This window comes from Bradyrhizobium sp. McL0615, assembly GCF_049993905.1.
Lineage (GTDB): Bacteria > Pseudomonadota > Alphaproteobacteria > Rhizobiales > Xanthobacteraceae > Bradyrhizobium.
Map to the genome: position 1 here is coordinate 5,548,981 of NZ_CP188254.1, position 22,937 is coordinate 5,571,917.

The following is a 22,937-nucleotide window of genomic DNA, read 5'->3' on the forward strand; positions in this document are numbered from 1 at the left end:
CTCGAGGGCACGTAGCCTAGTCGAACGCAAAGATACGCTTCCAGTCGTTCTTCATGTTAACCACGGTCCACCTGTTCACCGCTGCGGCGTCCAGCGCCACGTCGAGCTTCCCGAAATGCGACTGACGGTCGTAGGCGTATTCGCGTTCCGCGTCGGTGTGGTGCACAATCAGGCCGAACCGCACGCCACTGGCGCCGAGCGTCGTCCATTGCAGCATTTCGAGATCGCCGTCGGAATTGCCGAACGCCGCGATCGGACGGCGGCCGATGTGCTCGTTGATGCCGATCGGCTTTCCCGCCTTGTCGTCGATGAAGTTGATGTCGGGCAGCCGGAAGAGCGTTGGCGCACCGTCCTTGATCTCAAATCGGGTCTTGATCGACGACCCGATGACCTGCTCCGGCGGTATTCCGTAGATCCGCTCGGTCCACGGCCGCATGAACTCGATGCCGCCGCCTGACGCGATGAAGGTCTTGAAGCCGCTGGCCCGGAGGTAGGCGAGCAATTCCAGCATCGGCTGGTAGACCAGTTCGGTATAGGGCCGCTTGAAGCGATGATCGCGCGCGGCCGCGAGCCACTCGGAGGTGATCTTCTCGAACTCTGCCGTGGTCATGCCGGCATGTGTCACCGCGATCAGTTCGACCAATCCCTTTTCCCCGGACTCCATCATCGCCTTCAGATCGCCGTCCAGCACCCCCGCGAACGGCTGCTTGGTCTTCCATTCCGGATGCATGGGCGCCATGGACTTCACGCGGTCGAGTGCGAAGGCCAGTTGCACATACATGGGCTGCTCGACCCATAGCGTGCCGTCATTGTCGAAGGTCGCGATGCGCTGATCGACCGGTACGAAGAATGGCGCGCCTTGCGTCGTGACGCGCGCGACAAAATCGAGGATCGAGGCCTTGGTCGCGCCCTCGTTCCAGGAGGGCAGCGGATCGCCTGCCTGTGCCAGCGCGGAGGTGGAGCGGAGTGCGACTGACAGTACCGGAAGCATCGCCAGGGACGAGAGAAGGACGCGGCGATCGATAGCTGGAAAACGGATGATCGGCTTCATGGTCGATTCCTTTCCGTTGCCAAGCGGGCGCACAGGAACTCGGCGCACCCGCCATGAAACCAGTCGATGCCCTGGCGGCTACTTACTCACTGCCGCCCGCGCCGCCTCGATTTTCGCCTTCACGGCATCGAGGTTGAAGCTCGCGCCCTTTTGCATCGGCGGAAACTCGATCGCCGTCATCGCCAGCTTTTCCACCTGCTGCTGAACAAACACAAAGCGCCAGAATTCGTATTTGAACCAGTCGAAGTATTGCTGCGCGCCCTCTTTCGTCCCGTTATCGGGCCAGCCCGTGCGCTCGAACGGATCAAGGCGAAGGTTGGTCAGGTAGGGCACGTCAGCCTTGGTTTTTTCACCGAGCCAGCCTCTGGGCTGGTCGATGAAACGGTACTTGAAGTCGTCGATGCGAACGGCACCTAGTTCGCTCTCGCCGAAGTAAAAGATTTCGTGCCGGTTCGATGGGCCTTTGCCGGTGATCATGTCCATCTGGTTATAGCCGTCCAGATAGCACTTATAGGTCGTGTCACCGATCTGTTTGCCCTTCTTCAGCTCCTCTGCGATGTTCGGGTTGCCGGCCGCCGCCAGGAAGGTGGGAAACCAGTCCAGACCGGAAATGATGCCGTTCTCGACCTTGCCGGCCGGCACCTTGCCCGGCCAACGGATCATGCAGGGTACGCGGAAGCCACCTTCCATGACGGTGCCTTTGCTCTGCGCAAAAGGGGTCTGTCCGCCATCAGGCCAAGTAAAGACCTCGGTGCCGTTGTCGGTGGTGAAGACCACGATGGTGTTGTCGTCGACGCCCATCTCCTTGAGCTTGTTCATCACGATGCCGACGTCGTCATCGAGCTGCGCCATGCCGGCTTCATGTATCGACCAGCCGTTCTTGGAGTTTCGCAGGCCCTGGTATTTGGGCGAGAGGTGGGTGACGATGTGCATCCGGGTTGGGTTGAGCCACAGGAAGAACGGCTTGTTGTCGGCCTTGGCCTTCTCGATGAACTTCAGGGCAAGATCGCGAATTTCGTCATCTACGGTTTCCATCCTCTTGGGATAAAGCGTTCCGGCATCCTCGATCCTCTGTTTGCCGACCTTGCCCCAGCGTGGATCCACGGTGGGGTCGTCCACGGCGGTCGCGTACGTATGGAGCATGTTGCGCGGACCGACGACGTTCAGCAGCTCCTGCGGGTAGTTTGGGTGCGCAGGGTCTTCCATTGCGTCCAGGTGATAGAGGTAACCGAAGAACTCGTCGAAGCCGTGCACCGTCGGCAAGAATTCATTCTTGTCGCCAAGGTGATTTTTGCCAAACTGGCCGGTGGCGTAGCCCATTCCTTTCAACGCCGTGGCGATGGTCACGGCCTGCGCGGGTATCCCGATGGCTGCGCCCGCCTGGCCGACCGTGGTCATGCCTGTGCGGATTGGCAGCTCACCGGTGATGAAGTTCGCGCGACCTGCCGTGCAGCTCGCCTCGGCATAATAGTCGGTAAACAGCATGCCTTCAGCGGCGAGCTTGTCGAGATTGGGCGTCCGGCCGGCCATCAGACCGCGGTGATAAGCGCCGATATTCCACATGCCGATGTCGTCACCCATGATGACGATGATGTTCGGCCGCTGCCCCGCTGGCGCGGGTGACGGTGTTGATTGCTGCGCCTGCGCAGAACTTGTTAACCCGACAGCGGAGAACGCCGAAGCGGCGACAAGAGAACTCCCGCTCAGCAAGAGATCGCGGCGTTTCATTCCGCTGCCCGATTGTGGAGTAGCATCGTGGGATTCTCCAGGCGGACGCTTGTTACTCATAACGTGCTCCTCCCGCTGTTACGCAATTGGCTCTGTTCGCTTGACGCATCGGAAGCCGGCGTGGCTTTTGGAGGTGGCGACCGGCCCGGTGCGGCCTCTTTGATCACTTGCTCGCTATTCCGTTGGCGGGCGCCCCAAGGCGGTGCGCCCGCTCACCGCACATTCTACTTGCCAGCATGCGACTGCATGGCCTTCTCGATCTGCTCCTTGACGGCTTCGAGATTGAAGCTCGCGCCCTTCTGCATCGGCGGAAACTCGATCGCCGTCTGGGCGAGCTTGCCGACTTCCTGCTGCACGAACTGGAATCGCCAGAACTCGAAAGCAAACCAGTTATAGAATGCCAACGACCCCTGCGCGCCGTTGGGCAAGTTCGTGCGTTCGAAGGGATCAAGGCGGAGATTGGTGAGGATCGGCCAATCAACCTTGACCGTTCCGCCCAACCAGCCGCCCGGCTGATCGGTGAAGCGATATTTGAAGTCGTCGAGGCGCACCGCGCTCAGTGTGCTCTCAGTGAAATAGAAGATCGAGTGGCGGGCAGACGGGCCTTTTCCGGTAATCAGGTCCATCTGGTTGTACCCGTCGAGATAGACCTTATAGGTCTTGTCGCCGAGCTGCTTTCCCTTCTTCAACTCGTCGGCGATATTCGGATTGCCGGCGGCGGCGACGAAGGTCGGGAACCAGTCGAGTCCTGACATAATGCCGTTCTCGACCTTTCCCGCCGGCACTTTGCCCGGCCAGCGGATCATGCAGGGTACGCGGAAGCCGCCTTCCAGCGCCGTTCCCTTGCCGCCCGCAAACGGCGTCTGTCCGCCATCCGGCCAGGTGAAGTTCTCCGCGCCGTTGTCGGTTGTGAATGCGACGATCGTGTTGTCGTCGAAGCCCTCGTCCTTGAGCTTCTTCATGACAGCGCCGACGATATCGTCCAGTTGGGCGAATCCGCCCTCGGAAACCGACCAGCCGTTGTCAGAGTTGCGCATGTTCTCGTATTTCTCCGAGAGGTGGGTGACCACGTGCATGCGCGTCGGGTTGAGCCAAACGAAAAACGGCTTGTTGTCCCGTTTGGCCTTGTCGATGAAATCGAACGTGATTTTCAGGATTTCGTCATCCACCGTCTCCATCCGCCTCGGATAAAGCGGTCCGGCGTCCTCGATCTTTTGCTTGCCGATCTTGCCCCAGCGCGTCTGCACCGTCGGATCGTCGACATTGGTCGCCCAGGAATGAACCATGTTGCGGGGGCCGACGGTGGCCAATAGCGCCTGCGGATAATTGCGGTGGGCCGGGTCTTCCATCGCGTCGAGGTGATACAGATAGCCGAAGAACTCGTCGAAGCCGTGCACGGTCGGCAGGAATTCGTTGAGGTCGCCGAGGTGGTTCTTGCCGAACTGTCCGGTGGTGTACCCCATGGATTTCAGCGCGGCCGCAATGGTCGGCGCTTGCGCCGGCATGCCGATCGGAGAGCCAGCCTGGCCGACCGTGGTAAGCCCGGTGCGGATCGGCAGTTCGCCGGTGATGAAGTTGGCGCGGCCCGCGGTGCAGCTCGCTTCGGCGTAGTAGTCGGTGAAGCGCATGCCTTCCGCGGCGAGCTTGTCGAGGTTCGGTGTCCGGCTTGCCATGATGCCCTGGTGGTAGGCGCCGATGTTGAACCAGCCGATGTCGTCACCCATGATGAAGACGATGTTCGGCCGCTGGCCGGCCGCTGCGGGCGCTGCTGCCGGCTGCTGCGCTTGTGCCGGGGTTATCAGCCCGACAGCCGAGAGCGCCGAAGCGGCCACAAGCGAACTTCCGCTCAGCAGCAGATCGCGGCGTTTCATTCCGCCCCCCGATTGCGGCGCAATGTCGTGGAATTCTTCTGGTGGATGCTCGTTACTCATGGACGTGCTCCTCCTGTTGTTATGCAATTGGCGCTGTTCGCTTGATGCATCGGAAGCGGACGTGGCTTGTGGAAGTGGCGACCGGCCCGGGCGCGGCCCCTTATCACGTTGCTCGCTATTCCGTTGACGGGCGCCCCGTCCGTGGGGCGCCCGCATCACCCGCAAGCATCCGAACTACTGGCTCGCGTGCCCCTGACCCTTCTTGAGCTGTTCCATGACCTGATCCAGGTTGTAGCTCGCCGGATCCTGAAGGGGGGGAAACTCCTTGTAGGTTTCCAGTTCCTTGAGCCACAGGATCTGTCCGATGGGCAGCAGGTTCCAGTCGTATATGTAACCTGTGACCGGCCCGGCGAGCGCGCCGCTGAACCAGAAAGCCGCCTTTTTCTCATCGCCCCACGACATCTCGAATGGATCGCGCTTGAGGTTTACCATGCCGGCCACGAACTGGGTCTGGACTCCCGGGTTCACGAAGCCCGTCGCGTTTTCGGGCGCGATCGCGAAATACATCTTCCAATTCTTGTAGCGCACCGCCGACGGGTGGCTGCTGGAATAGTAGAAGAAGGTATCGCGCGCCGACTTCTCCGAACGTCCCGAGAGGTACTCGGTCTGGTCGACGCCATCGAGCCTGGTCTTGAGGATGCCCGGATAGGCACCGGCCATGATCCGCTTGTTCAGCGCATCGCCCTTGGCTCCGCCGGCAATGTTGACAAGCGTGGGCAGCCAGTCGAGCGACGCGAAGATGTCGTTCTTGACCGTCCCGGGCTTGATGACGCCCGGCCAGCGAATGACACACGGAGCGCGCATGCCGCCTTCCCAGGTGGTCATCTTCGAGCCCTTGAACGGCGTGACGCCGCCGTCCGGGAAGGTGAACGTCTCGGCGCCGTTGTCGGTGGTGAACACGACGATCGTGTTGTCGAGCTGGCCCATGTCCTGGAGCTTCTTCAGCACATAGCCAATGTTGTCATCCATCTGCTTCATGCCGGCTTCGTTGACGCCCCAATCCTTGCCGCCCGGCTCGCCGACCATGGCCATGTACTTGTCGTTCAGCACGGTGGTGACGTGCATGCGCGCCGGATTGTACCAGACGAAGAAAGGCTTGCCCGTCGTCTTCGGATCGTTGCGATCCATGAAGTCGATGACCTTGGCCGAGATTTCCTCGTCGACACCCTTCGATCGCTCGAGTGTCAGCGGGCCCTGATCGACGCACTGCTGAGTCCTGGCTGTACCGTCCGACTTGCACGCCAGCACGTTGCGCGGAGGCGTCAGGCAAACCGTCGTTTGCGGATCGACCGCGCCCGGTACTTCCGGGATGCCGGGGATCGGCGTATTCTTGCAGGGCGGGGCAACCGTCTGCTGGGTGGGGGACTTGTTGATATCAGGGAAGCTCACGCCCTGCATGGCGTCGAGGTGATACAGGTAGCCCCAGAATTCCTGGAAGCCGTGCGCGGTCGGCAGTGCGTCGGTGTGGTCGCCGAGATGGTTCTTGCCGAACTCGCCGGTGTTGTAGCCGAGATCGAGCAGGAATTTGGCGAGCGCCGGAGTGCCGGGACGCAGATAGGACGGGCTGCCGGGCAGTTGCGGGGGGATCATGCCGGTGCGCAGCGGATTCATGCCGGTGAAGAAGGCATTCCGCCCGGCCGTGCAACTCTGCTCGGCGTAGTAAGTCATGAAGATCGCGCCCTCGTTGCCGATGCGATCAATGTTGGGCGTCTCGCCGACCATCAGGCCGCGGTGGTAGATACCTGGCTGCATCCAGCCGATGTCATCGCCCATGATGAAGAGGATGTTGGGCTTCTGGGCCGGCTGTGCGGTTGCCGGCGTGCTGGCTGGCACGGACAGCGACATCAACATCGTTGCCCCGAGCAGCGAGGCCCAGGACCGCAAACCAGGCGTCTTGCGTGGCGGCGTTGCAATAAATGGCGGCTTGGCAGCGAATACGGTACTCAACATGGCTTCGCTCTCCCTTTTTATGATGCGTCAGTGGCTCCTCGCCTGATGCATCGAAAGCCGAGGTGACTGGTGGAAGTATCGACCGGCTCCGCGTGTCGCGCTGCCGGCCGGTAGCGTCGGCAGTAGTTCGGCGCGCACAAATGCGAGCCGCCTTTAATGACCTTTCGTGGAATTTTCACATTGGTGGTTCTGGGGTCGTAGCTGTCGGCCTCGCTGCCGCCGCGCGGGTTCTCCGGAATGCAGCAAGCCTTCGGAGCATCCGCCTGATGCTTTGGGGAATACCAGTCGGCAGTCCATTCCCAGACATTGCCGATCATGTCGTGCAACCCGTAGCCGTTCGGCGGGAATGCGCTGACCGGCGAAGTGCGCTCGAAGCCGTCAGCATTGACGTTCTGCCGTGGAAACTCACCCTGCCAGGTATTGGCCATGTGACGGCCGGCCGGCGTGAATTCATCGCCCCACGCGAATTCGGCGTCCTCGAGCCCGCCGCGCGCCGCGAATTCCCATTCCGCTTCGGTTGGCAAATCCTTGCCGGCCCATTTCGCGTAGGCGATTGCATCGTTGAAGGCCACATGTACGACCGGATGATCGTCCAGACCACGAATGTTGCTTCCGGGTCCGTAGGGATGCCGCCATTGCGCGCCCTTGGCAAAGGTCCACCACTGGCTGAAGTCCCGGAGACTGACAGGGTGCTCAGGCGGGGAGAACACCAGCGAGCCCGCATAGATCATATGCGGGAGCATTCCTGGATAATCCTTCGGGTCGGGTATGATTTCGGCGATGGTGACGTGTTTAGTAGCTCGTACGAATTCCTTGAATTGCCGGTTCGTCACGGGATAGCGGTCCATCCAAAAACCGTCCACCGTGACGCGGTGCGCGGGGCCTTCCTCAGGATAATGCCTGTCCGAGCCCATGCGGAATGTGCCGCCGGGTATCCAGATCATCCCGTCCGGCTGCGAGGAGCAGCCATCAACCGCGACATCAGCCTCGGCAAAGGCAGAGAAGAGCGCCGCCATGTCACGTGCCCCCCGGGTGATCGCTGGATGCGCAGGGCCGCTCCCGCAAGCACAGCGCGATTTCACCTGTGGGCAAAATGGCGATCTTGATCTAGATCAATGAGCCTAATTGCGACCAGAGGCCTGCCGTTCGACCATTACGCCTATCCCGTCAACGGCATTCCGTCGTTCAAGCCGATCGGCCCCGAGGTCAAGCCGAGCGTCGTCTATTCGATCGCGCGGCAGGAAAGCGCCTTCAACCCGGCCGTGGTCTCATTGGCGCAGGCCTACGGGCTGATGCAGGTGACGCCGGATGCCGGACGCTACGTCTGCAAACGGGCTGGCGTCAGCTTCGACCTCAATCGGATGAAGACCGACACGGTCCACAATGCCACGCTCGGCGCCTGCTCGAGGACTACCGCGGCTCCTACATCCTGACCTTTGCCGGCTACAATGCCGGCCGCGGCAGCGTCAAGAAATGGATCGAGCGTTACGGCGATCCGCGCGATCCCAAGGTCGACGCGGTGGACTGATCCCGTTCTCCGAGACGCGGAACTACGTGCAGCGGATCATGGAGAACCTGCAGGTCTATCGTGCGCGGTTCGGCGGCGGGACCAGGCTCCAGATCGAAGCTGACCTGTATCGCGGCGCCAGCGTCGAATAGCGGGGTTGCGCGTCAACGCTGCGCGTACGGCCGCTTCGCGCCGTTTACGGCCACACCTCCATGCATCGGCTCGACGTTGCCGGCCAACACCATCCAACCTTGTTTGCGTTGACGCCGTTAGAACGGGAGAACCTGGAGCCGGATCGATACGCGGTTAGCCGCGAAGCACTAACGATCCAATGCCCGGACGCAGTGCAGATACTGTTCGGCGGTACACGGCAGGGCCCAGACACAAAATCGCGAAAACAACCCCATGCAAAGTACAATGGGCCCCGGCTTGCAGCACCAAAGAAAAACCCCCGGCAGTTGCCTGCCGGGGGTTCTCCGAGTGTTTCAAGTCTTTCGGGATCAGAAGTTACGCTGAGCGCGAACGTTCAGGAACACAGTGCTCTGGTCCTTGAACTCGTACACGGCGGTCGGCTTCGGAGCCGCTGGCGACAGAGTGGCGGCGCCAGTGAACTTCTGGTCGAGGAAGAACGCGCCGACTTCAGCCGAGAACGTCAGGTTCTTGACGGGAGTCCAGCGGGTGACCACACCAACCTGGGCAATGTTGTAGTCCGGGTTGCAGCTATAGTCTGCAGAAACAGCCTTGGCGAAGTTGAAGCTCGCGCAGAACTGACCCTTGGCGGTGAGGATGTCGGTTGAATTACCACCATAGCGCACCGAGGCGTAGCTGCCCCAGAGGCTGGACGACCAGTAAGGATCCCAGTTGTGGTTGAACGCACCACGGACACCCCATGCATCCACCAGCTTGAGGTCGCCGGTAGCACCGCCGGTAAGGAACCCGGGCAGGAACACCGCATCAGCCGTTTGGCCAAATCCAATGCTCTGGTAGGCGCCCGCACGACCGGTCGAACCGAACATGCCGAAGCTCGGCGAACCACCGCTCGTGGAGATCACAGCCTTGGTATCACCCTTGGAGTACGAGACGTCGATCTTGAAATCGTCGCCGGCACCGGTCGGGAGGTTCTTGATCTGCAACGCGGCCATCACCGCACCGCCCCACTTGTCGTCGGGGTGACCGGAGATTTCCGACAGAGCGGTCGCAGCGCCACCGGCGCCGACGATGTTGTAGGAAGCGTTCACGAGGTGCGCCATACCTGAAATCTGGAACAGACCCCAAGCCTGGTCGACGCGGATGTTGCCGACGATGTCGGGAGCATGCGTGCCGCCGTAAGTGTTGGCACCAGCGGCCGTGGCTTGGCTGGAACCCGCTGCAAACCCTGCGGGTGTAGCGGCCACGCCCAAGTTTAGCACGGCGGTGCGGTTGAACACGGTCGGATCATCGAGGCCGATGGTGCCCGACACGCCGTTACCGAACTGCGCGGTGTACTGGATGTTGTTGACGCCGGTGACGTAGTCAGCACCGCCCATCAAGAACGAGTTGTTGTTGCCCGGATAGCCGTTCCAGGGCGTCGCGTAGGCCGAAGCCGACTTACCGAAGGTGAAACCAGCGAACTGGATGAACACCATTTCAACCGCGACGTAACCACCGCCTGCCGTGGAAAGCAGAGCGTTGTTGAGCGGCGCGCCGGTGAAGTTGGTCGTCGATCCGATGTTCGACGTGCCGAAGTTCTGGAACTGGAAGTCACCCTGACCGAAGGTGCGGACCACGCCGTATTCGGTAGCGGTACGGGTATCAACCGTGATCGCCATACGGGAACGGGAGTTGAAGTAATCGCGGAAGCGATTGCCCTGGCCGGGATCGCCCGAATAGAAGGGCTGGCCGTAGACGCCACCGTTGAACGTGGTGTCAACGCGCAGATAACCACCCAGCTTGATGCAGGTGTCGGTGCCCGGGATGTAGAAGAAACCCGCGCCATACAGGGAGCAAATCCTCACGTACTCGACCGCTTTGGCCTTGACGGGAAGATCGGCCGCCTGAGCTCCGCTCATGGCGACCAGACCCGCCGCTGAGCCGAGAATAAGGCTCTTAACCATCTTCATGTTAAACCTCCAAGTTGCTCTGTAGGGAAGGTTCCGGATCCGCCGGGTGCTGACACCCTAAGGTTGGTTCCCTTAATCCCCTGAAACCCGCTTAGTCGCTTCGCGCCTTCGGACACTCCCGCATGAACGCGAGGGACTTAAGCGAACCACCTAACGGGACGACCTCGGGATGCCCCCCTCCGTCGCCCGATCACAATTACCGAGGACTTCTGCACACGCAACAAAGGAACCGCGTCGAGCGACCTCAGTCCTCCCCTTTTCCCAAGGGTGTTGCACAAATAACACGCGTTTGTGATCAAACTTTCTCTGCAAGGCATTGTTTCTATTCGGTATTTTCGAATAGCTCTCGTTGACTCCGCAACTGTCGGCGTGCGCACCGCAACAAGCGACCGATGCCCGCCTGGACACCCCTCTCGCGCCGAATCGCAGGCGAGGTCGCCGAATCCGCAACGGGCGATTACACACCTATTATAGAGACAACGGACGAGGTTCATCGCCTATGGGCGCAGGCCGCGACGGGCCTCTCTCCACCGACGGACGCCCCAACCAGGGCAAAAGCCGGCGAAAGATGATGGAAGTCCGAGATTCCAGCGATCCATCTGTGGAGCGCAGCAGCCCTTGCGCTTGCGCGCAACCGCCTGGAACCGCGATGCGCGTGGAATCGAATCGACTCGCCGGCGAAATCGAATCAATTTCACGCGACTTCGACCTCGCGCGTGAGGCAACTCCCCCGGAAACCGGATCCCGCTTCGCGCATGTTATGCCGATCGCTGAGCCGTTTGCGCGTCCTGAAGACCGCGGGGCCGGGAAAGATGTGCCCAAACGTGCGATACGGGATATCGGCCGTTCGTGAGGAATGCACGCGAAGCGCCGGCGTCTCTCAATAGCCTCGGCGTAATCTGAATCTGCCGCTTGCGGCTGGCCCCCGCGTCAGGCATATCCGCGCTCATGGAGCTGTGGCCGAGTGGCTGAAGGCGGCGGTTTGCTAAACCGTTATAGGGTTGTAAAGCCCTATCGAGGGTTCGAATCCCTCCGGCTCCGCCAAAACTGCAAAATTACCGCAATTTTTGGCCAATTCATTTTTTTACCCACACATCTGCCCACCCAGCTGCGTAGCTTCTGCAAACCGGTTGCGGCGACGGGGTGAGCCTCCGGAATTCGACTTTGGCCGATGGCTCAAGCAAGCTGCGGCGTTGCTTGCCGTGATTGCCGCCGTCGTCGCGCTCGTCGAGTCCTTTCATCAGGTGAGAGAAAGTCAGACCGAGGCTCAGCGGCGCGCTGTTCTCGAATTCCTATGCAGCGGCCAGACCTTACGCCCGAGCTCAGATGTGGAGGGATGCCAATGAGCATCGGCCGCATCTGCCTCTGCGTTATCCTGGCGGTATTGCTCGTCCTGTTCTTGTGGTTCTGCACGCCGGCGCCGCCGAATTGTTTAAAAATCGGCTCGATGCCCATTGGCGGTGACTGCCGGCGCTAGGAATTCGGGAACAAATGGCAAGTTTGTTCCAGCCACTTCACCCGCCCGAGGCAATGATGACCGAGTTAGCGCTTCCCCTCGGCTTGCAATTTTGGTAAACCTTTATTATGGCGAAGTCAATTAAGGTAAACCAGAAAAAGCGGGGCCGCCCAGCCACGGGGCGAGACCCTGTCAGCGCCGTGCGCTTACCGGTGGAGCTGACCGCGGAAGTGGACAAATGGGCCGAGGGTCACAAAGCCAACCGCTCTGAAGCTATCCGCCGGCTGGTCGAGCTAGGGCTTACCGTGCAGCAGAAGGGACGGAAATTCAGCGAAGGTCAGCAGCTGCGCGCCCGCGAAATGGCGAACGAAGCGATCGACGATATGAGCGATAGTTCCGCCCACCCAAGTGATCAGGACAGCCGTAAGCGCCGTCTGCTCAAAGGACCGGAAGAATTTCGCGATGTGAGGGTGGACAGGTCAACGGCCAAGCGGAAGTGAGAGCCCAAATTGTTTACTCGCTATTTGAGCCGGAGGAGTTTAAATAGACCAATCGCCGCCCGCCCCTAGGCTGTTATCGGTGACTGAGAGCGCCAGCGCTCCCGCCCAATCATAGGCGGTCAAATGTCGAAACCTTCTTCGTTCAATTTTCGTGAGTGGCTGGTACCGCCAGTGTTGCTGCCGATCTTTCTTGTTCTGCTCATCGTCGCGGCGATGTTGTACAACACCAGCCCGGCGTAACGGGCCGAAGAAGAAGCGATGAGCAGCGGCGTTCTGTGGTCGGATGACGAAGATCAGCGCCTCCGCAGTCTTGCGCAGTCGGGTTTGGCAATAAGGCAAATCGCCCTTCGAATGAATCGATCCCACAACGTAATTCGTAGACACGCTGCAAAGCTGAAAATCGGGATCGCCAGCGGGCGAAATGTGATGGCGACGGTCGACCGGCTAGTAGAGCTGGGGCTGAAGGTCAAAGGGAAATGAAGGATTGGAAGTGGACCCAAGATCCCAAGATCCTCGTCTGGATTATTGGTGCCCTGGTTTTCCTGATCTGGGTCGTTTTGCAGAGGCCGTAAGGCCACCACTGTTCCGCAGGTCTGCCAATCAGGCCGCATGAAGGGTTCGATATGACACCAAAGATCAAAGAGCACACATGCCCGGCCTGCAGTGGAACGGGCTACCCAGTCGTGATGCAGCCAGTGCAACCAGATCGTAAAATCTACCCCGTCAAGTGCACGTCCTGCGACGGTAAGGGCAAGGTCACGGACGCCACCTGAGGCCACCCGAAGCCATCCGACGGCTTGTCGAACCTCGGCTGAAGGAAAAAAGCAAGTGATCAAGCCGAAGCGGTCTGCCGAGCAACAGGTTGCGGACGAGCTCGAGCGACGGGCTCTCCACCCGCTTTCGTCGAGGCAGACGATATCGGACAGCCAAGCCGAGCCCGAATTCCATGCAAACCACAAGCGCCTGAGAGCAGAAAGGCTGGCGCGAGAGGCAGTCGAGCCAAGGCTGAAGGCGAAGAAATGAGTAGCAAAAATTCGCCAAGACGTCTTCGATGACGACGACGAGGAAGTTCCGTGGAGCGATTTGGCGTACCCGAACGAGCCTGTCAGGAATCCCTGGCGCGACGTCGGACGTAACGATCCCTGCCCTTGCGGGAGCGGCAAGAAAGCGAAGAAATGCTGCCTTGCCCGTCGCGAGCCGCCGACCTAACGCCGGCCGCCTGGAATCTCAATGCGCCGTCATCCACGCACGGGCTTCGCGCTGCGCGGTGGCGATCTCCGCATCCGACATCATCGCGGCGACCTCGCGGCGCATCGAGATGGCATCCGCGCGTCCCTTCAGCGCGGCGAGATTGAACCATTTGTGGGCCGCGACGAGGTTCACCACGCCGGAACGGCCGCTCGCCCAGTAGAGGCCGCGCTCGAACAGCACGTCCGGGATCGCCGTCGCCTCCACCGCAATGGCCGCGTCGAGATCAATCTGCCCCTGAAACATCCGTAGCTCCCCTTTTTATCGTTGCCGCCCTCCCCCGAGTGCGGCCCCTGTCCACTGTCAAACTTCCCGTTATCCAACGCCGTTTCCCGGTCTGTTGTTGGGATGATCATGGCCGATCAAATTTGAAGGGCAGTTTAAGGTTCGCGATGAACGGGATGTAAATGCGCGCATTGCGCCACCGAGCGCGAAATCGCAAAAATGCCTGCGGCACAGGGATAAGTTACCAATCGGGAAATTCGATTTACCCTGCGGTTTCGTGGAACGATAACCATTCGCGGCATCACACACCTTGCAGGAGGCCTGACCGCTCAGCTTCCCGGAGCAGGCTTGAGCCATCCCCGACATACCGCGTCCCTGATGACCGTCTCCGCCGCTCTCCAAAGCGCAGGCGACCCTTCGGCAATACGGCAGGTCAGCGCGCGCTCACGCGCCTCGTCCACGTCATAATCGGTCCAGGTGCCACCGCCGACCGCGTGGTTGAGCAAGATGGGCTGCAGGCGGTCGACCGACTTTGCGAACCGCGCATCCGCCGTCACGGCGGCCTCGAACTCCTGCCAGAGCGCGAGAAATTCGGCGGCCTGCTCCGCCGGCAGCAAGCTGAACAGCCGGCGGGCGGCGACCGCCTCACGCGCAGCCTGCGTGGCGGCTGCGGCTTCGTCGAACAGAGGCGTGTCGCCACAGTCGATTTCGACCAGATCGTGAATCAGGAGCATCGATACGACGCGAAGCACGTCAGCGCGCTCCGCCGCGTGTCGCGCCAGCACCAGCGCGAAGAGCGCGATATGCCAACTATGCTCGGCGCTATTCTCGCGTCGCGAGCCGTCGGCAATGCGGCTGCCGCGGACAACGGATTTGAGCCGGTCGGCCTCGAGCAGGAAGCGAAGCTGCGAGGCGAGCGGTTCAGCAAGCTGTGGCAAATCGAAGGGCCAGACGCCCTGTTCCCGAGTCATGCCGCCAGCATGAAGGAGCCCGCAGGTGGCCGCCACGCATAAGATATGCGCGCATGAAGCTAGACGGGAGCAGTTTCAGCCGGGCTTGTGACGAGCCGCGCAGGCGAGCCATCGGACAGCAGGGTGCGCTCCCAGATCAGCACGCCTTGCACGATGGGCAGTTCGTCCGAACCATTGGCCTCTGTGACGAAGCTGAGCGCGTGCGTCCCGTCGCGCTCGCCCCAGCCGAGGTCCGGTAATCGCGCCTCGGCCGATCGGATCGCCTCGCTCGCATACCGCCAGAGCGGCTGGCCCTGCAACTCGCTCGCAGCACGCCGCCATTCGCGCTCGCGGGGACCGGAGGCGGCCAGTAATCGATGGGTGAGATCGCAGACCAGATGGACTGGACCGGCCGAGCTTTCCACGAGACGACGAAGCGCGGCATCGCGCGCCGGATGGATGCGGGCAAAGACGAGATCGAGCAGCCGGCTTCGCAACGCGCCCGCGGGATTCAGCTCACCGCGCTCGATGCGGCTTACGGTCGACTGGGTGACCCCGAGCAGCTCGGCGGCGTGTGCCTGCTTGATGCCGCGGAGCCGGCGGACCAGCCGTAGCGTCAAGGCGAGTGAGCAAGGGTCTTCCCGACGGACATCCAACATGGGGCAAGCATACGCGTTACCCGGCCACGTCTTCAACGAGCCGCTGCTCGTGGAGCGGGCCGCCGCGGCCTCGAAGCCGTCAAAGACAGGCACAAGTCCGCGCTGCGGGCGTCGAAGTCATAGAGATTGAAAGGATTACGGGGCCAGGGCCGGGAGGCGTCGCCATCGAAACGATGCGCTTCGGGAAAAGTTACGTTCCGGGAACGATGCGTTCCGGGTAGAAGTACGCCCCGAGGGAACGAGGGCGTCGGCGAACACGTCAGGACCAGATTTCATTCCGGGCTTTTGGCGCCGGTAGAAACTGCGGATAGTTAAGGATACCCGCACCGAACGAAGAAAAGCTTGTTTCTTCTGCCGGACCGGTTTTGAAGGAGCGGGCCTCTTTTGAAAGAACGCTCTTCCGAAATACGATCCAGCCGTTTGACCTGATGTCTCGCCGACACCCTCTTTCGTCGACCAGAGCCTTCAGACTTTCATCCAGGGCTCGTGTGACGTGCCGGCATCAAGCCGCCGGCAATTCTTGAAAGAAGCGAAGTTACTTCTTCTTCTTCGCGACCTTGCGGGTCTTCTTCGCAGTCTTCTTCACTGCGCTCTTCGCCTTCTTTGCCTTCTTAGCTTTCTTGGCCATGTTGCCCTCCTAATGTTAAGTGAGATGGCTTTAGTCGCTGCGTGCACTCGGGAATCGAGATGCACTACATCCCGAATACACCAACGCACTCAAAAAAACAGCTTCCCGCTTAAAGAAGTGTTGACGCAGCAATGTGGGTGCGCGCAGTGCGACGATATCGGCGACATCGCAACATGCTCTCGCGTCGATGCGAAAAATGCCGAAGCGACGCATGCTCTCACTGCCAAGCATTGCAGGAATCGCCTGTACAGTTGCGCATTTTTGAATTTGCGACGATGACGATCGATCAACGATCATGCTCGCATCGACTCATCAACTGCGTCAAAATGACGTGCGCGCGGACTCTGAGTCGCACGGTTTGGCAACAAAAAAATTTTCGTGGTCACAGCGCTCAGGTCTCGCCAACGCGCACCAAAACGAACTTTTCGGACGAATCGCGATCGGCGATTCGGAAGCGCGCTTGCCATCGCGACGGTCGGGTTTCGGATCGCGACAGACGATCGATGCATCCACGCACGCCGCGATCGCGACATCAAGAGCGTCGTGGCGTGTCCCGTTACGGGACGCTTTCAGATGCCGAGCTTCGCTTTCAGGAGATCGTTGACGGCTTGCGGGTTGGCCTTGCCGCCGGATTGCTTCATCACTTGGCCGACGAACCAGCCGGCGAGCTGCGGCTTGGCTTTCGCCTGCGCGACCTTGTCCGGATTGGCCGCGATGATGTCGTCGACGACCTTCTCGATCGCGCCCAAGTCCGTGACCTGCTTCATGCCGCGGCTTTCGACCAGCTCGCGCGGGTCGCCGCCTTCCGTCCAGACGATCTCGAACAGGTCCTTTGCGATCTTGCCTGATATGGTGCCCTCGCCGATCAAGTCTACGATCGCGGCCAGCTGCGCCGCCGACACTGGCGATGCCGTAATATCGTGGCCTTCCTTGTTGAGACGCCCGAACAGCTCGTTGATCACCCAATTGGCCGCGAGCTTGCCGTCGCGCACCTTGTCGGCAAAGCCCGCGAGCACGGTTTCATAAAATACCGCGCTGTCGCGCTCGGCCACCAGCACGCCGGCATCATAGGGCGACAGGCCGAGGCTCTCGATGAAGCGCGCCCTCTTCTGGTCCGGTAGTTCCGGCAGCTTCGATCTGAGCTCATCGACATAGCTCTGCGTGAACTCGAGCGGCAGCAGGTCGGGATCCGGGAAATAGCGATAGTCATGCGCTTCTTCCTTGGAGCGCATCGAGCGCGTCTCGCCCTTGTTGGGGTCGAACAGCCGCGTCTCCTGGTCGATCGCGCCGCCATCCTCGATGATCTCGATCTGGCGCCGCGCCTCGTACTCGATCGCCTGGCCGATGAAGGTGATCGAGTTCATGTTTTTGATTTCGCAGCGGGTGCCGAGCGGCCCGCCCGGCTTGCGCACGGAAACGTTCACATCGGCGCGCAATGAGCCCTTCTCCATGTCGCCGTCGCAGGTGCCGAGATAGCGCAGGATCGAGCGCAGCTTGGTCACATAGGCCTTGGCCTGCTCGGCATCGCGGATATCGGGTTTTGACACGATCTCCATCAGCGCCACGCCGCACCGGTTGAGGTCGACATAGGACATGGTCGGAGATTGGTCGTGCAACAACTTGCCGGCATCCTGCTCCAGATGCAGCCGCTCGATCCCGATCGTCGCGGTCTTGCCGCCGTCCAGCTCGACCACGACCTCGCCCTCGCCGACGATCGGCGACTTGTACTGGCTGATCTGGTAGCCCTGCGGCGAATCCGCATAAAAATAGTTCTTGCGGTCGAACACCGAGCGCAGGTTGATCTGCGCATTGAGGCCGAGCCCGGTGCGCACCGCCTGACGGACGCACTCCTCATTGATCACGGGCAGCATGCCCGGCATAGCGGCATCGACCAGGGAGACATGGCTGTTCGGCTCGCCGCCGAATTCGGTCGAGGCGCCCGAGAACAGTTTTGACTTTGAGGTGACCTGGGCGTGCACTTCCAACCCGATCACGACTTCCCAGTCGCCGGTCTGGCCCTTGATGAGTTTTCCCGGTTTGACTGTCTCGTTCATGCTTTCCCACTCCCGAGCAGCGCGGACACGATCCGCTCCCATTCGGCTTCCAGAGAATCCTTCGCCACCGGCTGGCCGGCCTGGCGGTACCAGTAGCCGGCATTGCCGAGATCTCCCTCGACGCGGTGCAGATAGGCGTGCACCCAGGCCGAATTCGCGTCGCTCTCGTCCTGCACGATCTTGTGCGCCTGGTCCCAGCCGCCCTTGGCGGCCCACCACAGCGCAGCCAGCGGCGGTTCCAGACCCGGAGCCGGGGCTGCGTCCGTCAGGCTGGCGCGGAAATCCGCCATGTCACCACCAGCGCGGCGGCGTGAAGCGGCCGGCCGCCTGTTCCACCACTTCGCCGAGCGAGAACAGCGTCTCTTCGTCGAACGGACGGCCGATCAGTTGCAGGCCGAGGGGCAAACCTTGCACGTCCTTTCCGGCGGGCACGGCGATGCCCGGGAGTCCGGCCATGTTCACCGTCACCGTAAAGATGTCGTTGAGATACATCTCGACCGGATCGGCGCCCTTTTCGCCGACGCCGAAGGCCGCCGACGGCGTCGCAGGCGTCAGGATCGCGTTGATGCCTTTTGCAAAACAGTCCTCGAAATCCTTCTTGATCAGGGTACGGACTTTTTGCGCGCGCAAATAATAAGCGTCGTAATAGCCGGCCGAGAGCACGTAGGTGCCGATCATGACGCGGCGGCGGACTTCGTCGCCAAAACCGTCAGCGCGGGTGTTCTCGTACAACTCGCCAATGTTGCGGCCGGGGACGCGCAGGCCGTAGCGCACGCCGTCGTAACGCGCGAGGTTGGACGAGGCCTCCGCCGGAGCCACGATGTAATAGGCGGGCAGCGCGTATTTGGTGTGCGGCAGCGACACGTCGACCAGTTCGGCGCCGGCCGCCTTCAGCCACGCCGCGCCTTCGCTCCAGAGTTTTTCGATTTCGGCCGGCATGCCGTCGAGACGGTATTCCTTCGGAATACCGATCTTCATGCCTTTCACCGACTTGCCGATCGCGGCCTCGTAGTCCGGCACCGGACGATCGACCGAGGTCGTGTCCTTCGGATCATGCCCCGCCATCGAGCGCATCAGGATTGCAGCATCGCGCGTGGTCCGCGCAATCGGTCCGGCCTGGTCGAGCGAAGACGCGAACGCGACGATGCCCCAGCGCGAGCAGCGGCCGTAAGTCGGCTTGACGCCGACGGTGGCGGTGAAGGCGGCGGGCTGGCGGATCGAGCCGCCGGTATCGGTCGCGGTCGCGCCCATGCAGAGCAGCGCCGCTACCGCAGACGCCGATCCGCCGGACGAACCGCCCGGAACCAGCGTGGTGTTGGAACCCTCGCGCCGCCACGGGTTGACCACCGGGCCGAAGCACGAGGTCTCGTTCGACGAGCCCATCGCGAATTCGTCGTTGTTGAGCTTGCCGAGCATGACAGCGCCGTCGCGCCAAAGCTGCGACGTGATGGTGGACTCATAAGGCGGCACGAAATTGCCGAGGATTTTTGAGCACGCGGTGGTGCGCACATCCTTGGTCGCGAACAGGTCCTTGATCCCGAGCGGAATGCCGGCCAGCGGCCCGCCCTCGCCCTTGGCGATCCTGGCGTCGATCGCACGCGCCATGTCGCGCGCCTTCTCCGGCGTCTCCAGGATGAAGGCATTGAGCGAACGCGCCGCTTCGATGGCGGCGAGATGCGCATCCGTCAGTTCAAGCGAGGTGAAAGACTTGCTCGCGAGGCCGGCCTTGGCCTCGGCGATCGTCATCGAAGTTAAATCGGTCATTTATTGATCGGGCTGCAGAAGAACGGAGAAAGCGTCTTGTCGTTGGCGGGATCGTTCGGCTTGGGCCGCGTCCGCTCATTGGCCTCGAGCTGATCGAGCACAGCATCCATCGCCTTGTCGGGATCGGCGGCCTTGCCCTGCCGCTCCATCGCGTCGAGGTAGTTCATATAGGCCTGATAGGCCTTTTCATCGTCGCATAGCAGACACATCGGACTTCCGATCTCATAACGAATAGAGGCTATTCAACAACCTTCGGCACCAGGAAGAAATGGTTTTGCGTTTCCGGCGCATTCCTGACGATGTCGTCGGGAATCCCGCCGTCATTGACCACGTCGGCACGCTTCTTCATTTCCATCGGGGTCACCGAGGTCATCGGTTCGACGCCGTCGACGTTCACTTCCGAAAGCTGCTCCACAAAAGCCAGCATGGCGTTCAGCTCGCCCTGCAGATGGGGAACCTCGGCCTCGGTAACCGCAATTCGCGCCAGCTGCGCGATGCGGCGAACGGTGGCGGCATCAACGGACATAAATATAGGCCTCGAATGGAGAATTCGCATCCGCCGTATAGCAGAGGCGGCTTTTGCGCCGCAACCGCGGGGAACATGCCGCCGGAGCCGGCAAACGCCGGTCCGTCCCCTGTGGACGGACCGAAACACGGCCAGCGCACGCGATCGTGCGTAAAGCGCCCATTTCCTGCGCAAAAGCGCCCCGACGAAACCATTTTTACCCCCTCACGTAGTCGTCCTGAAACAGACGGGGAATCGAATCGGCGGCCAAGCAATTGGAGGCCGCGTCATGTCGACCCTCGAAAACGGCAGCGCCGGATCGGAAAGCTGGGATCCCGCCCTTTGGTCAATCGGGACCGTCCTCGGCGCCGCGATCGTCTACCTCGCCTGTCTAACCTGACGAACGGGAGGGAGAGCCATGTCCCAGGCTAAAGTCCTGCAGGAAAAGGCCGAAATGTTCGAACGCCGCGCGGAGAGCGCGCCCGATCCGATTTCCAGACAGCATTACAAGGAGATGGCCGCGCACTACCGGTCGCTCGCCGTCGAGCATCTGGACGTCAAGCGCGACGAACCGGCGCACTAGTCCGCAAAGGCGCCGCATTCGGCCAGCGGCCCGGTTGGCCGGGAACGCGGGCCGGCTGATCGGCGCGGCCGAAGCTGTGGCCGTCGATCGTCCCCCGCGCCGCCGACAGGCGCCAGAAATCAGCATGGCTTCCTGCTCCCCCACTTCAAGAATTTGAGATTTATACCGTCTCCGGTATCGTGGAGTTCGGATATCGAGGCTGACTGGCCAGTCGCTCGCCGTGACAACAAGAAGATCAAAACAACCGGGGGGCGCTTGGGATGGATTTCATTGAAGCCAATGGCGCAGGCCTGCGCTGCGAGTTGAGCGGCGAAGGCGACCGCACGCTGGTGCTGGTTCACGAAATGGGCGGCTCGCTCGAAAGCTGGGACGACGTCGCGCCAAAATTCGCGAAATCGCGCCGCGTGCTGCGCTATGACACCCGCGGCGCCGGACTGTCGCAGAAGGTGCGTGGCGAACTCGCTCTCGACACGATGGCCGACGACATCGCGGCCCTGCTCGATCACTTTGGAATCGCCGGCAAGGTCGCGCTTGCGGGGATCGCGGTCGGCGGTGCCATCGCCCTGCAGTTTGCGGCCCGCTACCCGGCGCGCACCAGCGCCGTCGTCGTCGGCAGCCCGGCGACCGGGATTGCCGCGGAACGCCGCGTGCCGGCAATGGAGCGGCTGGCGCGGATCGAAGCCGCCGGCATGGGGTTCGCGGTCGAGGAATCCATGCTGAACGGCTATGCGCCCGAGCTGCGCGGCGACAGCAAGCGCTTCGAGCGCTTTCGGACCCGATGGCTCGGCAACGATCCCTCCAGCTATGCCACGATCTGGCGCATGCTGGCGGCCGCCGAGATGCAGGACGATCTGGCAAGGCTCACCTGTCCGGTCCTCGTGATCGGCGGGAGCCTCGATCGGGTGCGACAGCCGGCGCTGGCGGAAGGCACCGCCAAGACCATTCCCGGCGCCCGCTACGTCGAAATCCGCACCGGGCATTACATGTCGGTGCAGACCCCTGACCTGCTCTCCGACACCATCGAAGAATTCCTGAAATCGGTCGGCGCCTGAGCCGGCTACAGCCTCGAGGTCACTCCGCATGAACCAACCGGCAGCGCAAATTCCCGGCGTCTATCACCGCAAGATCGGCGACATCGTCGTCACCACCATCAGCGACGGCTATCTCGACGGCACCCTCGACGTGATGCGCAATGTCGATCTCGACAAGGCGAAGCAGATCTTGACGGATGCGTTCCGGCCGGCGCGGCGGACCAGCGTCAACACCTTCCTGATCCATTCGAAGGGGCGCACAGCCCTCGTCGACACCGGATCAGGCAATTACATGGCGCCCACAGCCGGCTTCGTTCAGCGCAACCTCGTTGCGTCCGGAATCGATCCGAAATCGATCGACACGGTGTTGCTGACCCATATGCACCCGGACCACTCGGCCGGCCTCACCGACATGACCAACGGACAGTTGCTGTTTCCGAATGCCGAACTGGTCATGCACGAGAACGAGCTGCCGCACTGGTTTGACGACGGCGCGATGGCCAAAGCCGACGAGCGGTCGGCCAAGCTGTTTTTCCAGGCCGGCCGCGAGCAGGTCGCGCCTTACAAGAAGCAGACGCGATTGTTCCGCGAGGGCGAGGTGTTTCCTGGCGTTACCGCGGTGCCGAGCCACGGCCATACACCGGGCCATACCGCGTACCTGATCGCCTCAGGCAACGATCAGCTGATGATCTGGGGCGACACCGTGCACGTGCCGGAGGTGCAGACCGCGTTTCCAGAGGCCGGCATGGCCTTCGACACTGATCTCGCCGCAGCCGCCGCCGCGCGCAAACGAATGTTCGACCGCGTTTCCGCCGACGGCATCTTGATTGCCGGGATGCATCTGCACTTCCCGGCGTTCTCGCGGCTGGCCCGGCGCGGCGACGCCTACGCGCTGTATCCGGAGGCCTGGGTCCACGCGCTATGAGGCTGCGTCGTCGAGCTTCCAGCTATCTTGGGCTGGACTGGAGCCTTTTCGGTTCTGATTGAATCAGAACCGGGGCTCTAGATTTTTGTTTTGACGCGTTTTCTTGATGCGAACCGGTGTCCACTTCGCTTGAAAACGCTCCG

General features: G+C 61.5%; 20 protein-coding genes, 1 tRNA gene and 2 pseudogenes. 8 read left to right on the forward strand and 15 right to left on the reverse strand.

Features of this window, described 5'->3' with window-relative positions; translation table 11 throughout:
* Positions 1 to 16: 16 nt before the first annotated feature.
* The 5 genes from ACPPVP_RS26505 to ACPPVP_RS26525 all read right to left on the reverse strand — a co-directional run bounded on the left by ACPPVP_RS26505 (position 17) and on the right by ACPPVP_RS26525 (position 7,604).
* On the reverse strand, positions 17 to 1,051 hold the full coding sequence (locus ACPPVP_RS26505; protein WP_426525950.1) for an HAD family hydrolase: 1,035 nt from the start codon (positions 1,049 to 1,051) through the stop codon (positions 17 to 19).
* A gap of 78 nt (positions 1,052 to 1,129) precedes the next feature.
* Positions 1,130 to 2,779 (reverse strand): arylsulfatase, encoded by a 1,650-nt coding sequence (locus ACPPVP_RS26510; protein WP_426538066.1) that lies wholly within the window; start codon positions 2,777 to 2,779, stop codon positions 1,130 to 1,132.
* A gap of 224 nt (positions 2,780 to 3,003) precedes the next feature.
* The gene (locus ACPPVP_RS26515; protein WP_426525952.1) at positions 3,004 to 4,650 is read right to left on the reverse strand and encodes an arylsulfatase; all 1,647 of its coding nucleotides are present in this window, start codon (positions 4,648 to 4,650) and stop codon (positions 3,004 to 3,006) included.
* A 234-nt stretch (positions 4,651 to 4,884) separates the two neighbouring features.
* On the reverse strand, positions 4,885 to 6,561 hold the full coding sequence (locus ACPPVP_RS26520) for an arylsulfatase (protein WP_426538068.1): 1,677 nt from the start codon (positions 6,559 to 6,561) through the stop codon (positions 4,885 to 4,887).
* Between the two features lie 116 nt (positions 6,562 to 6,677).
* On the reverse strand, positions 6,678 to 7,604 hold the full coding sequence (locus ACPPVP_RS26525) for a formylglycine-generating enzyme family protein (protein ID WP_426538070.1): 927 nt from the start codon (positions 7,602 to 7,604) through the stop codon (positions 6,678 to 6,680).
* A 183-nt stretch (positions 7,605 to 7,787) separates the two neighbouring features.
* Between ACPPVP_RS26525 and ACPPVP_RS26530 the strand changes: the two are divergent.
* A pseudogene (locus ACPPVP_RS26530) lies at positions 7,788 to 8,319 on the forward strand (lytic transglycosylase domain-containing protein); the annotation flags it as partial.
* A 348-nt stretch (positions 8,320 to 8,667) separates the two neighbouring features.
* Here ACPPVP_RS26530 and ACPPVP_RS26535 read toward each other — a convergent pair.
* Positions 8,668 to 10,266: a porin gene (locus ACPPVP_RS26535; RefSeq protein ID WP_426525954.1), complete on the reverse strand. Its 1,599-nt coding sequence runs from the start codon at positions 10,264 to 10,266 to the stop codon at positions 8,668 to 8,670.
* Between the two features lie 950 nt (positions 10,267 to 11,216).
* Between ACPPVP_RS26535 and ACPPVP_RS26540 the strand changes: the two genes are divergently transcribed.
* The 3 genes from ACPPVP_RS26540 to ACPPVP_RS26550 all read left to right on the forward strand — a co-directional run bounded on the left by ACPPVP_RS26540 (position 11,217) and on the right by ACPPVP_RS26550 (position 12,222).
* Positions 11,217 to 11,310, forward strand: a tRNA-Ser gene (locus tag ACPPVP_RS26540).
* 298 nt (positions 11,311 to 11,608) lie between these two features.
* Entirely contained in the window at positions 11,609 to 11,743 is a 135-nt protein-coding gene (locus tag ACPPVP_RS26545) for a hypothetical protein (protein WP_426525956.1), read from the forward strand.
* Positions 11,744 to 11,850: 107 nt separating this feature from the next.
* Complete coding sequence (locus ACPPVP_RS26550) at positions 11,851 to 12,222, forward strand: ribbon-helix-helix domain-containing protein (RefSeq protein WP_426525958.1); 372 nt, start codon at positions 11,851 to 11,853, stop codon at positions 12,220 to 12,222.
* Positions 12,223 to 12,261: 39 nt separating this feature from the next.
* On the opposite strand, the gene ACPPVP_RS26555 is transcribed toward ACPPVP_RS26550, so the two are convergent.
* A complete protein-coding gene (locus tag ACPPVP_RS26555) occupies positions 12,262 to 12,588 on the reverse strand; it encodes a hypothetical protein (protein WP_426525960.1) in 327 nt (108 codons plus the stop codon).
* Between the two features lie 729 nt (positions 12,589 to 13,317).
* Between ACPPVP_RS26555 and ACPPVP_RS26560 the strand changes: the two are divergent.
* Positions 13,318 to 13,431: pseudogene (locus ACPPVP_RS26560) on the forward strand (SEC-C metal-binding domain-containing protein); the annotation flags it as partial.
* A gap of 18 nt (positions 13,432 to 13,449) precedes the next feature.
* On the opposite strand, the gene ACPPVP_RS26565 reads toward ACPPVP_RS26560, so the two are convergent.
* The 8 genes from ACPPVP_RS26565 to gatC form a co-directional block, all read right to left on the reverse strand.
* Positions 13,450 to 13,716 carry a hypothetical protein gene (locus tag ACPPVP_RS26565; RefSeq protein WP_247518575.1) on the reverse strand — a complete coding sequence of 89 codons (267 nt, stop codon included), beginning with the start codon at positions 13,714 to 13,716 and terminating at the stop codon, positions 13,450 to 13,452.
* Positions 13,717 to 14,024: 308 nt separating this feature from the next.
* A complete protein-coding gene (locus ACPPVP_RS26570; protein WP_426525962.1) occupies positions 14,025 to 14,666 on the reverse strand; it encodes an HD domain-containing protein in 642 nt (213 codons plus the stop codon).
* 59 nt (positions 14,667 to 14,725) lie between these two features.
* Positions 14,726 to 15,304, reverse strand: a complete 579-nt coding sequence (locus ACPPVP_RS26575; RefSeq protein ID WP_426525964.1) for a helix-turn-helix transcriptional regulator — start codon at positions 15,302 to 15,304, stop codon at positions 14,726 to 14,728.
* A 1,197-nt stretch (positions 15,305 to 16,501) separates the two neighbouring features.
* Positions 16,502 to 17,986 carry an Asp-tRNA(Asn)/Glu-tRNA(Gln) amidotransferase subunit GatB gene (gatB, locus tag ACPPVP_RS26580; protein WP_426525966.1) on the reverse strand — a complete coding sequence of 495 codons (1,485 nt, stop codon included), beginning with the start codon at positions 17,984 to 17,986 and terminating at the stop codon, positions 16,502 to 16,504.
* Positions 17,983 to 18,276, reverse strand: a complete 294-nt coding sequence (locus tag ACPPVP_RS26585; RefSeq protein WP_426525968.1) for a hypothetical protein — start codon at positions 18,274 to 18,276, stop codon at positions 17,983 to 17,985. Before ACPPVP_RS26585 ends, gatB begins: the two co-directional genes overlap by 4 nt.
* Position 18,277: 1 nt before the next feature.
* Positions 18,278 to 19,750 carry an Asp-tRNA(Asn)/Glu-tRNA(Gln) amidotransferase subunit GatA gene (gene gatA, locus ACPPVP_RS26590; RefSeq protein WP_426525970.1) on the reverse strand — a complete coding sequence of 491 codons (1,473 nt, stop codon included), beginning with the start codon at positions 19,748 to 19,750 and terminating at the stop codon, positions 18,278 to 18,280.
* The gene (locus ACPPVP_RS26595; protein WP_247786042.1) at positions 19,747 to 19,959 is read right to left on the reverse strand and encodes a hypothetical protein; all 213 of its coding nucleotides are present in this window, start codon (positions 19,957 to 19,959) and stop codon (positions 19,747 to 19,749) included. The genes gatA and ACPPVP_RS26595 overlap by 4 nt, the downstream gene beginning before the upstream one ends.
* Before the next feature lie 29 nt (positions 19,960 to 19,988).
* Positions 19,989 to 20,276 carry an Asp-tRNA(Asn)/Glu-tRNA(Gln) amidotransferase subunit GatC gene (gene gatC, locus ACPPVP_RS26600; RefSeq protein ID WP_426525972.1) on the reverse strand — a complete coding sequence of 96 codons (288 nt, stop codon included), beginning with the start codon at positions 20,274 to 20,276 and terminating at the stop codon, positions 19,989 to 19,991.
* Positions 20,277 to 20,673: 397 nt separating this feature from the next.
* Between gatC and ACPPVP_RS26605 the strand changes: the two genes are divergently transcribed.
* From ACPPVP_RS26605 to ACPPVP_RS26615, 3 genes are all read left to right on the forward strand, one after another.
* Positions 20,674 to 20,838, forward strand: coding sequence for a hypothetical protein (locus ACPPVP_RS26605; RefSeq protein WP_426525974.1), 165 nt, complete (start codon positions 20,674 to 20,676; stop codon positions 20,836 to 20,838).
* A 260-nt stretch (positions 20,839 to 21,098) separates the two neighbouring features.
* On the forward strand, positions 21,099 to 21,890 hold the full coding sequence (locus ACPPVP_RS26610; RefSeq protein WP_426525976.1) for an alpha/beta fold hydrolase: 792 nt from the start codon (positions 21,099 to 21,101) through the stop codon (positions 21,888 to 21,890).
* A gap of 28 nt (positions 21,891 to 21,918) precedes the next feature.
* Positions 21,919 to 22,794: an MBL fold metallo-hydrolase gene (locus ACPPVP_RS26615; protein WP_426525978.1), complete on the forward strand. Its 876-nt coding sequence runs from the start codon at positions 21,919 to 21,921 to the stop codon at positions 22,792 to 22,794.
* Positions 22,795 to 22,937 lie beyond the last annotated feature (143 nt).

Excerpts from the sequence above, each read along its gene's own strand:
- gatA (WP_426525970.1), bottom strand. The coding sequence starts at position 19,750 with ATGACCGATTTAACTTCGATGACGATCGCCGAGGCCAAGGCCGGCCTC.
- ACPPVP_RS26570 (WP_426525962.1), bottom strand. The coding sequence starts at position 14,666 with ATGACTCGGGAACAGGGCGTCTGGCCCTTCGATTTGCCACAGCTTGCT.
- ACPPVP_RS26615 (WP_426525978.1), top strand. The coding sequence starts at position 21,919 with ATGAACCAACCGGCAGCGCAAATTCCCGGCGTCTATCACCGCAAGATC.
- ACPPVP_RS26505 (WP_426525950.1), bottom strand. The coding sequence starts at position 1,051 with ATGAAGCCGATCATCCGTTTTCCAGCTATCGATCGCCGCGTCCTTCTC.
- ACPPVP_RS26585 (WP_426525968.1), bottom strand. The coding sequence starts at position 18,276 with ATGGCGGATTTCCGCGCCAGCCTGACGGACGCAGCCCCGGCTCCGGGT.
- ACPPVP_RS26535 (WP_426525954.1), bottom strand. The coding sequence starts at position 10,266 with ATGAAGATGGTTAAGAGCCTTATTCTCGGCTCAGCGGCGGGTCTGGTC.
- ACPPVP_RS26515 (WP_426525952.1), bottom strand. The coding sequence starts at position 4,650 with ATGAAACGCCGCGATCTGCTGCTGAGCGGAAGTTCGCTTGTGGCCGCT.
- ACPPVP_RS26510 (WP_426538066.1), bottom strand. The coding sequence starts at position 2,779 with ATGAAACGCCGCGATCTCTTGCTGAGCGGGAGTTCTCTTGTCGCCGCT.
- ACPPVP_RS26595 (WP_247786042.1), bottom strand. The coding sequence starts at position 19,959 with ATGTGTCTGCTATGCGACGATGAAAAGGCCTATCAGGCCTATATGAAC.
- ACPPVP_RS26605 (WP_426525974.1), top strand. The coding sequence starts at position 20,674 with ATGTCCCAGGCTAAAGTCCTGCAGGAAAAGGCCGAAATGTTCGAACGC.
- ACPPVP_RS26610 (WP_426525976.1), top strand. The coding sequence starts at position 21,099 with ATGGATTTCATTGAAGCCAATGGCGCAGGCCTGCGCTGCGAGTTGAGC.
- ACPPVP_RS26520 (WP_426538068.1), bottom strand. The coding sequence starts at position 6,561 with ATGTTGATGTCGCTGTCCGTGCCAGCCAGCACGCCGGCAACCGCACAG.
- ACPPVP_RS26550 (WP_426525958.1), top strand. The coding sequence starts at position 11,851 with ATGGCGAAGTCAATTAAGGTAAACCAGAAAAAGCGGGGCCGCCCAGCC.
- ACPPVP_RS26545 (WP_426525956.1), top strand. The coding sequence starts at position 11,609 with ATGAGCATCGGCCGCATCTGCCTCTGCGTTATCCTGGCGGTATTGCTC.
- ACPPVP_RS26565 (WP_247518575.1), bottom strand. The coding sequence starts at position 13,716 with ATGTTTCAGGGGCAGATTGATCTCGACGCGGCCATTGCGGTGGAGGCG.
- ACPPVP_RS26575 (WP_426525964.1), bottom strand. The coding sequence starts at position 15,304 with ATGTTGGATGTCCGTCGGGAAGACCCTTGCTCACTCGCCTTGACGCTA.
- gatB (WP_426525966.1), bottom strand. The coding sequence starts at position 17,986 with ATGAACGAGACAGTCAAACCGGGAAAACTCATCAAGGGCCAGACCGGC.
- gatC (WP_426525972.1), bottom strand. The coding sequence starts at position 20,276 with ATGTCCGTTGATGCCGCCACCGTTCGCCGCATCGCGCAGCTGGCGCGA.
- ACPPVP_RS26525 (WP_426538070.1), bottom strand. The coding sequence starts at position 7,604 with ATGATCTGGATACCCGGCGGCACATTCCGCATGGGCTCGGACAGGCAT.